Annotated in this window: 8 protein-coding genes and 4 pseudogenes; 9 read left to right on the top strand and 3 right to left on the bottom strand. The window is 58.8% G+C overall.

Annotated elements, in window-relative coordinates:
• From M3436_15620 to M3436_15600, 5 genes and pseudogenes are all read left to right on the top strand, one after another.
• Positions 1 to 124 (top strand): annotated as a pseudogene (locus tag M3436_15620) (RES domain-containing protein).
• Positions 125 to 646: 522 nt separating this feature from the next.
• Positions 647 to 1870: pseudogene (locus M3436_15615) on the top strand (transposase).
• Positions 1871 to 1888: 18 nt separating this feature from the next.
• Positions 1889 to 2047 (top strand): hypothetical protein, encoded by a 159-nt coding sequence (locus tag M3436_15610; protein ID MDQ3565483.1) that lies wholly within the window; start codon positions 1889 to 1891, stop codon positions 2045 to 2047.
• A gap of 447 nt (positions 2048 to 2494) precedes the next feature.
• Positions 2495 to 5299 carry a hypothetical protein gene (locus tag M3436_15605; protein MDQ3565482.1) on the top strand — a complete coding sequence of 935 codons (2805 nt, stop codon included), beginning with the start codon at positions 2495 to 2497 and terminating at the stop codon, positions 5297 to 5299.
• A 428-nt stretch (positions 5300 to 5727) separates the two neighbouring features.
• A complete protein-coding gene (locus tag M3436_15600; protein ID MDQ3565481.1) occupies positions 5728 to 5988 on the top strand; it encodes a hypothetical protein in 261 nt (86 codons plus the stop codon).
• Here the strand turns inward: M3436_15600 and M3436_15595 are convergent.
• The gene (locus M3436_15595) at positions 5968 to 6306 is read right to left on the bottom strand and encodes a hypothetical protein (GenBank protein ID MDQ3565480.1); all 339 of its coding nucleotides are present in this window, start codon (positions 6304 to 6306) and stop codon (positions 5968 to 5970) included. The genes M3436_15600 and M3436_15595 overlap by 21 nt on opposite strands.
• A gap of 57 nt (positions 6307 to 6363) precedes the next feature.
• Positions 6364 to 7062 carry an alpha/beta hydrolase gene (locus M3436_15590; protein ID MDQ3565479.1) on the bottom strand — a complete coding sequence of 233 codons (699 nt, stop codon included), beginning with the start codon at positions 7060 to 7062 and terminating at the stop codon, positions 6364 to 6366.
• A gap of 127 nt (positions 7063 to 7189) precedes the next feature.
• Between M3436_15590 and M3436_15585 the strand changes: the two are divergent.
• Together M3436_15585 and M3436_15580 are read left to right on the top strand one after the other, a co-directional pair.
• Positions 7190 to 7784, top strand: a pseudogene (locus M3436_15585) (DDE-type integrase/transposase/recombinase).
• 263 nt (positions 7785 to 8047) lie between these two features.
• On the top strand, positions 8048 to 8587 hold the full coding sequence (locus M3436_15580; protein MDQ3565478.1) for a thioredoxin family protein: 540 nt from the start codon (positions 8048 to 8050) through the stop codon (positions 8585 to 8587).
• Positions 8588 to 8955: 368 nt separating this feature from the next.
• On the opposite strand, the gene M3436_15575 is transcribed toward M3436_15580, so the two are convergent.
• Entirely contained in the window at positions 8956 to 10152 is a 1197-nt protein-coding gene (locus M3436_15575) for an RtcB family protein (GenBank protein ID MDQ3565477.1), read from the bottom strand.
• A gap of 318 nt (positions 10153 to 10470) precedes the next feature.
• Between M3436_15575 and M3436_15570 the strand changes: the two are divergent.
• Positions 10471 to 10698: pseudogene (locus M3436_15570) on the top strand (tyrosine-type recombinase/integrase).
• 222 nt (positions 10699 to 10920) lie between these two features.
• Positions 10921 to 11556: a CDGSH iron-sulfur domain-containing protein gene (locus M3436_15565; protein MDQ3565476.1), complete on the top strand. Its 636-nt coding sequence runs from the start codon at positions 10921 to 10923 to the stop codon at positions 11554 to 11556.
• Positions 11557 to 12324: the final 768 nt, after the last annotated feature.

Below are 12324 nucleotides of genomic sequence, written 5' to 3'. Positions count from 1 at the left end.
TATTCCGAGCGCGGTGTCGACACACAGTTGGAATCTGCTCTTCGATCGCGATGTTGCGAAGGGCCTTTACTTGCAGCAAACGCAGGAAGACTTCGCGCTGGACACGCGGCTTCACCCGCCATCGCCCGGAGAGGTTGTGAATAAATCGTCGCGAGCAGCCTCGAGCGCCAGGAGCCGCGGAGCGAGCGACGAGACATATCAATTTAGATAGGCGAGGCGCGAGCGAGCACGCGACGCCGCGATCGGGATGCGCAGCAGATTTATTCACAACCTCTGAGCGTTCAGGTGTGCAAAATACCGCCCCCGAGCACTATCCCTCGCGCGTCGATTTCGGCACGCAGGCCGACTCCTCAACATGCTTGCCAAGCCGAGACGCGCTCCGCGCGTCGAATCGGTGCGTTACGGCGAGGCGGACATCGCCAAATGATCTGCACACCGGACATGGACGGCAAAGGTTTGGTCCCATTACATTCCTTGTGCGACCTTCGGTCGTTGGTAAGACATCGCGCCCCGCGGGCTAGTCCAGTTGACGCAGTAAACGTATGTCCGCTCCTGGCCGGTATCGACCTATTCTGTTGAAAAACTCCCGGAACTCCTGCTGTTGTTGGTGATCTGATCTTGGTAAGTCTATTGGGGAGAGCGAGTGATGATGGGGCAGCAATCCGCGGGTCAGGAACAACTGTTCTATTCGTTCAATCTCGAAGATCACATTCCAGGGAACCATCTGCTACGCGGCATTGATTGCCATCTTGACCTGAGTGACTTGCGTCAGCACTTGGACGGGTTCTACAGCCACACGGGTAGGCCCTCCATTAATCCCGAACTGATGATCCGAATGTTAATTGTGGGTTACTGTTTCCGGATCCGCTCAGAGCGACGTTTGTGCGAAGAGGTGCATCTCAACCTTGCTTACCGCTGGTTCTGCCGACTGGATTTAGAAGACAAGGTGCCGGATCACTCCAGTTTTTCCAAGAACCGACACGGTCGGTTCCGCGAGAGCGATACGGTCGGTGGCGAAGGCTTCGCCATCGATGCGAGCGGTCCGGGAGTATCTGGCGGCACTCCAAGAGAATAACCCGAGCGGTACTCCACCCAAGGTCATCTCACTGACCGATCCATGCGCACGTTGGACCGCAGCGCCAGGCGGTCCCGCCTTCTTTGCCTACTCCACCAACTATCTGGTCGATGTGCAAGTTGGGATCATCGTGGATGTCGAAGCAACACCCGCCCACCGAACCCAGGAGGTCGAGGCGACCAAGACCATGCTGGAGCGCGTGGAGGAACGCTTCGACATAACGCCGACCCGCTTGATCGGCGACACCGCGTATGGCACCGCGCCCATGCTTGGGTGGATTGTCGAGGAGAAGAAGTTGCAGCCACATATTCCCGTATGGGATAAATCGGAGCGAGGCGATGGCACGTTTGGTCGCTCGGACTTCACCTTTGACGCTGAGAATAATCGCTATCTGTGTCCGGCGGGCAAGTCCCTGAAACCGGCGTGGCGTAGCAAGCAGAAGACCCGTTTCGCTATCGTGCCAGTCTATACGACTGTCAGGCCTGTCCGCTGAAAACCAAGTGCTGTCCCAATATGGCGAATCGCAACATCGATCGGAGCCCGCAGGAACCCGCGCGTGATGTGGCACGTGCGCTCGCCAAGACCGATGCGTACCGACAATCGCGAAAAGATCGCAAGAAGGTCGAGATCCTGTTCGCACACCTCAAACGGATCCTAAAGTTGGATCGTCTGCGATTGCGCGGACTGACCGGGGCACGCGATGAGTTTCTGCTCGCCGCTACCGCACAGAATCTCAGACGAATAGCGAAGTGGTTGACCTCACCGATACCAGAAACGACGCTGGTAAGCACATAACAAGGGAAGGCGAAAGTAATGGACGAGCAACAAGATCCAACGGGGGCTAGAAAAAAAGATCACCCCACACCTATCGGCGCACTATCTACCTCGCAGAACAAGCAACTAAAACGTGAGTTTTTCAACAGAATAGACCCATTGCTGCCGTTCGCTACTGCGGTGGCGCTTTCTACTTAGCGGACGTTCAAGAATAGGGCAAAAGCGGTGAGCCACGATGCCGCACGCAAAGCGCTGGTGCGGTTTCGGCGGTCTCGTTGGGGCAGCGGGGATGCTGGACGGTCGGTGTCGTCATGCGTCTGCTTTCCCGTCAGGCGCCGCGCACCATCGACTCGGCGATTTCGGTGAGTTGATCCGCAACCTGTCCCCAGCCGCTGGCGAAGCCCATCGCTTGCGACAGACTGCTAGGCCGAGGACTCGGATGTTTGACAACTCACTAGCCCAGCACTACCGTGCCTCTTGACGAAAAAGGGCGTTTTTTTGCCTATGCCCCGCGCGGAGGCTGCACGTAGGCCGACAGCCGGTCCAGCCACTCCTTATTTATTCATCCGGGCCCCCGCCATTGCAGCGGGACAGTCTAACAGGCAGGTCAGTAACAACTATTGATCGAGGGGTCGTTTAATCGCCGTGGAAGATGATCTCACCATCGCGGATCGGAGGATTGAATCAGACGCCGATTCGCTCTTACCGGGGTCGAAGCTTCATTGGTATCGAATCGACAGCGTCCTCGGCCAGGGGGACTATTGGTTTACCTATTTAGCCAGTGACCTGAACCTGGACCGTCCGGTTATTATTACCGAATACATGCCGTGCAAGATCGCCAGACGCGATACGCGCGGCGTGATTCATCCTGCTGCGGAGCATGGCGCCGAGTATAAGGCGGGGCTTGAGTGCTTCCTGACTGACGCGCAAAAGCTCGCCGGGATCAGGCATCAAAATATCGCCCAAGCGTTGAACGCCTTCGAAGCGAACAACAGCGCTTATATCGTCGTCTCGCACGAGCAAGGCAAGAAGGCGGAACAGCTCTTTGATGGCTCAACCGTGGCGGAAAAAGAGCTTCTCGCCTTCGTATTACCGATCCTGGACGGGCTCGAAGCGATCCACGCGAGCGGTTATATTCACCGCTACATTGAGCCGTCAAGCATTATCATCCGTCCAGACGGGAGCCCCGTGTTAACGGGCTTCAACCCGGGCGGCGGCGCTCTCTTCAACCCCGCTAACACGTTGACCAAGCATTTTCCATCGGGCTTCGCGCCGATCGAGCTTTACTTTGGCGATGGCGAGCTGCATGGCCCGTGGACCGATATTTTCAGCCTTGGCGCAACGCTGTACCAGGCAGTGGTTGGCGTTGCACCGGTAGCTGCAATCGAGCGGAGTCGCATGTTCGTCCAAGGCGGAACCGATCCGTTGATGTCCGTGCTGCCGGTTGGTCAAGGAAACTATAGCAATGCCTTTCTTAAAGCCATTGATCATGCGCTAGGTTTCTTACCCACGCAGCGGCCGCTGACCGTTCCGGCGTGGCGCAACGAGCTATCCGGAAAGGACTGGCATGGTATCGCTTATGTGATCCGACCTGAATCAGAGGAAGTGGCCAAGCTGCGTGACGATCACGAGACACACACGCTACGAGCCCCGGAAGATCACAAGCGGCGCGCGGCGGAACGCACCAACGAAGAGGAGCGGACCGTCAAAAAGCTCCTCGACCTCGCGCGCACCGCCATAAACGAACACGATCTGCAGACGGCTCAGACCAGGCTCGATGAGGCCGCCGGAATCGCACCGAAATCCGAAGCCGTAGCCAGCCTTCGCGACGAGCTCAAGGCGCGCGAGATCGCGGTCATACAGCAACGCCTCGTGGAGGAGACGCGGCACCTACAGGCCGAAGAGACCGCGAACAAGTTAGTTGCGCTTGGCCGCAAGGCGCTCCAGGCCAACGATATTAGAATGGCCGAAGCCCATTTTGACCAGGCCTTTGTGATCCGGCCTGAATCAGAGCAAGTGGCCAAGCTGCGTGAAGATCTCGAGACACACACGCTACGAGCCCAGGAAGATCACAAGCGGCGCGCGGCGGAACGCACCAACGAAGAGGAGCGGACCGTCAAAAAGCTCCTCGACCTCGCACGCACCGCCATAAACGAACACGATCTGCAGACGGCTCAGACCAGGCTCGATGAGGCCGCCGGAATCGCACCGAAATCCGAAGCCGTAGCCAGCCTTCGCGACGAACTCAAGGCGCGCGAGGTCGCGGTCATACAGCAACGCCTCGTGGAGGAGACGCGGCACCTACAGGCCGAAGAGACCCCGAACAAGTTAGTTGCGCTTGGCCGCGGTCGGACGGGCAACCAGGCACGGCCCGCCGTTGCAGGGAGGAGGGACGGGAAAATTGAGCGCATCCCGACGTTAAATCGATCATTACAACCAGCGGATGTTCCAGTGAACACTCCGATAACGAACGACCGAGTAAGGAGTACGGTCGATCCCTCCAATGAAACGGCGGGCGGCAGTCCTCCCGAACGGGACGTGCGACGACGGCACCGCGGCAAGTGGCTCGGGTACTCTGCCGCGATCGCAGGGATACTGGGTCTGGGGCTCTCCTTGGCATGGATGCGTCCGGGTTCGTTTGCTATCCTTTACGATGCAGCAGAGGGATGGCTTTCCCAAAACCTCTTGCGCGAGGAGGCAACCGAAACCATACCCAAGCCGGCGGCCGAAGTACCCGTACCGGAGCAGCTCGCGCCGGACAGTGTGGCACAAGGCCGTGAGGATCCAGCCGGAGAGCCCACCCTTTCCCAACCGAGCTTGGATCAGCACATCGGTACCCTCCTCGAGGCAGCGAAGGCGGATCTCGATGCCGGTCGACTAACCCATCCCCCCGGGAGGAATGCGATTGAAAAATATTGGGCGGTCCTCGCGCTTCGGCCCGATGTCGAGGAGGCGATACGAGCCATACAGGATATAGCGGCGCGGCTCATCAGCGCGGCCCGGGAAGCCCTCGATCGTAAGCAATGGGACGCGGCTCGGACCAGGCTCGATGAAGCCGCCGTGATCGCACCGGAATCGGAAACCGTAGCCACCCTTCGCAACGAGCTCAAGGCACGCCAGACCAGGCAAGTAGCGATCCGAGAGGTCACCCCCTCGCGTGTTCGTGTGAGACCGGGCGAGACCGTACGGTTTTATACCGAGTATTCTCTAACCCTTCCGGCAAGCGACAAGGAAGCTCTTGTGAAAGCCAGATGGGTGTTGCTGAGAAACGGCCGGAAAATCGGGCGAGACGGTATCGACAATCGATACGCAAGGGCAGGCCTCAATACCCAGGTAACCGAGCTGACATTACCCCCCTCTGCCGCATCCGGGCAATACACCGTCGAGCATCGGGTGCAGGTGGGTGATAGCTTCGATGTGGCGCACTCGCGTTTTGTCCTAGCGAGGTAGTGCGGCCCTGGCCTCGCTATCCGTAGTGTTGTTTATAACAACAGTCAGCACTTTCCGGTTCGAGAATTCGGCAACCTAGACACGGATGTTTCAAGGGTACGAGGACGCTTAGAAGTCGACTAATCTGGCGTAGTGTATAATCCCGGTGACGTGCCCCAGCACTCGGCGTCTGCGCGCATGAGCTGGGCCCGGCTGCTCAAGCGGGTGTTCGGGGTATAGGGGATAGGAAATCAAAGTCAGCCTCGCTTCCCCGATCCCCTATTCCCGATCCCCGACTTTCACCTCCTGTCACATGTAGGACATTCGTTGACATCAGAATGGGCCTTTGTCCGATTTCAACCGTCTATTGCGGCGCGACAATAAGCGGTCATGCTGCAAGCTCATGTCGGGCGGCGGGTTTGAGCACTAAATCCAGAGAGGAGACACCGATGCAAAATCCTTCACAACAATTTATTGAACTCGGCAAGCAGAACTTCGCGATCTTGATGCGCTTCACCGATTTGTCGCTGCAAGGCGCGTCCCGTATTTTCAGGGCGCAAACCGAAGCCGCGAAAGAAGTCTATGCCGAGAACGCGAAACGAAGGCGTCAGCCGGAATGTCGATCAGATCACTCAGTTCGCCCAGCGCGCGGCGCAGGAAACGCAAGAGACCGCGCACGACATCGAGAATCAGGCCGGCAAAACCGGTGAAGTAGCGCAGCGCGGCGCGTACAAAACAGAAACTAAAAATGAGAATCGCTGCAGACGGCCCCTCTGCCGGACTGTTTCGCACCGACGATCGCGGACTGCATACATTCGTCGATAAACGCTGGTGCGAAATGGTGGGTTTAACTCCGCGGCAAGGCGCAGGGACAAAGCTGGGTGCAGGCCGTTCGCCCGGCCGATCGCGACCGTGTGCTCGTCGACCAGTGCTTCGCTCCAGCCCGTTAGCGTGCGGTACCTGTCCAGCAGCGCGTCGGGATCGGCGAGGGTGCCGTCGTAGGCGAAGTTCGCCTGGAGGATGTGCATGTCCCGCAGCTCTCGGCTCTGGTTCTAGCGGGCCTGCGGCCCAGCGAGGGCCTCCTGTCACCGCGCCGAAAGGAAGCGCAGAATCTCGCGCATCAGCCGCTCCCCCTGATCCGTGCCGAACACGAACTGAGCGTGCGCGGAGCCGTCGAGGACGACCAACTCTTTCGGCTCCGGAGATCGCTGGTACTGCCGGCGAATCTTCGGAAGTCTCAGGCCCGCGTCGTTGGCGTCGTCGCGCGTCACGATGAACAGCTTGCGACCGATCAATTTTTTGGGCGGCCCGTAGGCGCTGTGCGCCAGTAGCACGGCGCGATCGATCTCGCCGGGCGTCGCGAGGCCGAGGGCGTCTTCCGTCGCGTCGCCTCCTATGCTTGCACCGACCACCGCCACGGTCTTTGCGCCTGTCTTCCGCAGATAGCGCACAGCGGCCAGCACGTCGAACGACATGGCCTCGCGGTTGGCGGACAGCGGGCCATCGCGGGACAGGCCGAACCCTCGCAGGTCGATCGCGAGCACGCGAAAGCCTGCCTTCACGAGTATCTGCGCCTGCTCCTTCCAATCACTCTTCGTCTTCCCGCCTCCATGGACCAGCACCACGCCGCGATCACTCGCTCCGTACAGGTCCGCGTGGATGATCCACCCGTCCTGCGCGGGAAACGAGATCCGGTCCTGTGCCCCGATGAGGATGATTATAGCGAGGACGGCCAGGATCGCCGCGATCGCCAGGGCGGACTGTGGCGTGAGCTTGGTACGCATGAAAGGGTCCGTTAGGTTGTCGCAAATAAACGCAGGGCCGCGCCACCAACCACGAAGCACCGTCCCTGGCGCACCGCGGCGCAGCGCGGGCGTAGTCGGCGGCGAGCAGAGATATGTAGCGGCGGGTATGGGGCGGGGGTTAATAGACTATCTCGCGTGTACACGCGGCCCATCGCTGAAATTCCACCCGGACTTTCAACAGAAGGTGTCTTGCACTGCGTATTTCATCGGCTCGGATGGTTTCGCCTATGCGTATGACGCTATCGCCAGTGCAATACAAGCCCGTCACCCAGATCTTTGGCGGGCGGTAGATCAAGATAATCAGGTTATCGATATCCTTGTGCAGAAGCATAAGGATACGCGTGCCGCTGCGCGATTCTTTAAGAAGATGCTTAAGCACCAAGGCCGAACACCTCGGCGCCTAGTCACCGACAAACTTCGACGTTACGGTGCTGCCAGAAATAAGATCATGCCATCGGTCGTACATGACCAGGACCCGCTATGCGAACAACCGCGCTGAAGCTTCCCATCAGCCCACTCGACAACAGGAACGGCAGATGCGCGGATTCAAATCAGCCGGACAGGCACAGCGGTTTCTCGCTGTGCATGGTCAGGTGCACAACCTCTTCCGAGTGGGTCGTCACTTAATGCGGGCGCACCCCTACCGACTGTTCCGTGCACGCTCGTATTCGATCTGGCGACAGACTACCTGTGTTTGTTAACTAAGAAACAGAACCGCCGATCCCGGAAATACACGTCTCGGATCCCTCAATTTGACAGAACCCTTTCCGCAGTACACAGGGCTGGTGCATAAAGCAGGCTTAATCGCATACCATTACACTTTGGAATACAAAGTGGCAGATGCTCCTTCTGCGCCAATTCGGTTCGGACGGACTCTTCACCGATGCCGCGGACTGGGGGCTTGAGCTCTTCCGCGGAAGTTCCATTGCGCTCGAACTGGCATTTCAGAAAGCGGGGTATTGATATGGCGGTTGAATCAACGACCATGCCGGCAGGCACTGCGCTCATTCCCTTCACGCTGCCGGATGTTGACGGCAGGTCCGTGAATATCCTGGACTACAGAGACAACCTCCTTGTTGTTTTCACGTGCAATCATTGTCCGTATGCCAAGGCTTCGTGGCCCACCTTGACCGATCTCCAAAAGCGTTATGCAAAAGACGGATTCCAGGCCGTTGCGGTGAATCCCAACAACAACCCGGCGTTTCCCGACGACAGGTTCGAGGCGATGAAACCCTACGCAGAGTCCATCGGATTGAATTTTCCGTATCTCTTCGACGGAGACCAGAAAGCGGCCAGCGCCTATGGAGCCGAGTGTACGCCGGACCCGTATCTGTTCAAGGATGGAGCACTGTATTATCACGGCCGGATCAATGACAACTGGCAGAAGCCGGAAGGAGTAAAAGAGAAAAGCCTGGAAAACGCAGTCCTCGCCGCGCTCGGCCGGGGGCAGCTCCCCGGTAAGATTTTTCCGAGTATCGGCTGTTCCATCAAATGGGTGGCGTAAGATCGGCCACGCGACCTATCCAACTACTCCACGAGTGGATCTCTCGGGTAAGACCGGTCGTAGCGAACGGGGGCTAAACAGCGAGAGGAGGGCTCGGCAGGGAAAAGTTCGACGTTCTGTCTTAGTAAAAGAGCATCAGTTCAGCCCAACACGAACAAGAGGCGGAAGGTTGTTATTTTTCCTCACTAGGAATATCCAGATGCGCCAGCCAAAAAATGACTTTGCGAGAGGTGAGCAGGTCAACTGTCAGACAAAGGAAAGCGGGGTGTAAATTAAACGGCAGTGGTCTGGTTTCGGCTTGCAAAACCTCTCAGTAGCGACGCGTTGCTGGGGGCAAGCAGAGCCTCCGACGTGGGGCAGCGTGCCGGTCAGCCCTTCACGCACACCACCTGCTTCAACGTGTGCACCACCTCGACGAGATCGCGCTGGTTCTCCATCACCGTGTCGATGTCCTTGTAAGCCCCGGGGATCTCGTCGATGACGCCCTCGTCCTTGCGGCACACGACACCCTCGGTCTGGCGCGCGAGGTCCTCGCGGGTGAAGGACTTCATGGCCGCGCTCCGGCTCATGCGCCGGCCGGCGCCGTGGGCGCAGGACTGAAAGCTGTCCGCGGCGCCCTTGCCGCGCACGATGTAGGACTTGGCGCCCATGCTGCCGGGGATGATCCCGAGATCGCCGCGCCTGGCCCGGATGGCGCCCTTGCGGGTCACCCATACGTCGGCGCCGAAATGATGCTCGTGCTCGACATAGTTGTGGTGGCAGTTCACCGCCTCCGAGGTGACCTCGAAGGGCGGCAGGTGTCTCTGTAACGCCGCCAGGATGAGCTTCATCATCGCCTCGCGGTTCCGTGCCGCATAGGTCTGCGCAAAGCCCACGGCCTCGATGTAGTCCTCGAAGTGCTCGCTGCCCTCGGGCAGATAGGCGAGGTCACGGTCCGGGAGTTGGATGAACCAGCGCTCCATGTCGCGCCGGGCGAGATCGATGAAATAGGTGCCGATGGCGTTGCCGATCCCGCGGCTGCCCGAGTGCAGCATCACCCACACCCGCCCGTCCTCGTCGAGACAGATCTCGATGAAGTGATTGCCGCCCCCGAGCGTCCCCATCTGCAGGACCCAGTTCGTGGACTTGCCGCAGGCCTTCCGGACCCCGGGGTGCTTTTCGAGGATGCCACGGAGCAGAGGTTCGAACGGCCGCGCCGCCTCGCCGGACGCCCGCTCCTCGCGGTGCTGGCCGCGGCCGACCGGCACGTCGCGGCCGATCTGATTGAATACGAGTTGCAAGCGTTTCTCATCGAGCGCATCGGCCGTGAGCGACAGGCGCGCGGCCATCATGCCGCAACCGATGTCCACTCCCACCGCGGCCGGGATGATGGCCCGGTGGGTGGCGATCACGGACCCGACCGTGGCCCCGATCCCGGTATGCACATCGGGCATCGCCGCGACATGGTGATGCACGAAGGGCAAGGTCGCGATGTTCAAGAGCTGCTGGCGCGCCGAGCCCTCGATCTCGTCGGTATAGACCTTGACCGGGACGCGGCTTTCGGTGAGGACTTGCTTGACCGGCATGATCCTGATTGTAGCTCACAAAAAACGAACAAAAAACGATCTTGGTCCCACCTGGCGCACCGTCGAGATCCCGGAAAATGTTGTTCTCTTTCCTCATCGACAAACCCATTGACGGACCTCGGTATCCGACCTACACCCATGCCGTTAATGGGTCAAATTATTTATCCGAACGGGTCTCTTTACGCTCAAGCGTTGAACAGCGTCCTGTTGCGCTGCTGCCTATACGCAAGAGTTGGAGAAGTTCGGATATCCGGCAACGGAGACGGATCGCTCCGCTATGCTGCCCACCTCCCGAAATATCTTTCAGTGCCTACTTTGGTCTATCGGTGTGTGGTGCAGCGTTACGGAAAGCAGATCGGGATCAAAGGGGTGCGGTTCGGAGCGCACGCCCTCCGAGCCGCGGCCGCCACCAATGACCTCGATAACGGGGCAGACATTGCTAAGGTCCAGGAATGGCTGGGACATGCTAATGTCTCGACCACGCGGATCTACGATCGCCGCAAGATGCGGCCGGAAGAGGGCCCGACGTTTAAGGTGGCGTATTGAACCGGCCGGTGCGGACCCGCATGCCGTGGTGGCTGTTAAACAAAGGTAAGGAGATCTCGCGACGGCGCTCACGCACGCCGGGCAAACCAACAAGAGGGTTAAGGTAGCTTTGCCCGAGCAAAAATAACCCAAACGGGCTGGACAGCTTCACCGTCCGGCCCTTTTTGATTTAGAAATTCTACCCCAAACTGTTACACTGACTTTTCGTTGAAGGAGGCCACCATGTCTGATTCAACTCAGGTAGCAAGCATTGAGCTCAGGCCGAACGGCCCTTACCTGGTTAACGGCATGACGGATTGCCGCAACTCGAAGGGCGAGCCGATCCGAACCGAGCCGACGATGTACCTGTGTCGCTGCGGCGGGTCGAAGAACAAGCCGTTCTGCGATGGTACACACAAGAAGATCGGTTTTTCCGGGGAGCGCTTGAGCGATCCATCAGCAAGCAAGACCGATGACTACGTGGGCAAGGAACTCACCATCCATGACAACCGGTTTATGTGCTCACACGCAGGGTTTTGCACCGAGCACTCACCGAATGTCTTCAGCCTGAAGACGGAACCCTGGATCAACCCCGACGGCGATCCCGCAGCCAAAACCATGGAAACCATCACAATGTGTCCTTCCGGGGCGCTGAGTTATACCTTGAATAACATCCTGTGCCGGGATCAAGTGCGTACGCCGTGCATCCATGTGATGAAGGATGGGCCCCTGTTCGTGGTCGGTAGCCCAGAACTGAGGGGTGAAGCCCGCCCACTGTCCCCTGAGCATTACACGCTGTGTCGCTGCGGCGCGTCGAAGAACAAGCCGTTCTGCGATGGGTCGCACTATCACATGGGGTTCAAGGATGATAAAAACTGATTGTGCAACCGGGATATCACGATTGCCATTGGACCGGTCACGGTGATGCCAGACCAATGGCTCCCGCGCATCTTTGGCAGTGAGGCCGATGAGCCCATGCCGGAGTTTCCCTCAAGGTCGTCAAACGTGTCATCGATCTCATTATGCGGCTGTACAGCTCTGTCATCATGGCGCTTGAGATCGCTCCCCAGGATTTTAGCCCGAGCTTCTCCACCCGCGAAGTCGAAGGGAAGAGCTACACTATCGTCGATGAATGGTGCAGCGGGTTCCTGCAGGGCATTCGCTTAACCCAGGAGGCATGGCAGCCACTGTTGGATGAGCAGCCAGTCTTGCGACCGTTCCAACTCTTTGCGACCCCGGAAGGCTGGGGCGAACTTGCGGCAGCTCCGGATGAACCCGCGATGGATGCCGAATGGTCGAGCATGATTGCCCCGACGGTCCACGCGCCATTCACGCTTACTGGCTACCGTATCGCGAAGCGACCGCCACACCCTTGCCTCCACGGCGGTCCAAACCAATCGCCGCGAAGTCGAGAGCAGGACGCAACACGTCTTGTCCGTGCGGCAGCGGGAAGAAATACAAAGTCTGCGTTCGCATGGCGACCGAGAATGGCACCTGGGGCTACACTCGAATCCAGGGCGCGCTAGCCCGGATTTCTCACCGATAGCCAAGAAAAAGGCCGTATCTCGTGGCATAATATGTGTTCGATCAGCATGTTATGCACAATGACGAGGACGGCCTTATGGAAACACAGTGTAACGGGTGGCG

This window comes from Pseudomonadota bacterium, from assembly GCA_030859565.1.
Classification (GTDB): Bacteria; Pseudomonadota; Gammaproteobacteria; order JACCXJ01; family JACCXJ01; genus USCg-Taylor.
The sequence above is the reverse complement of the archived record's forward strand: the minus strand, read 5'-3'. Positions and strand labels throughout refer to the sequence as shown.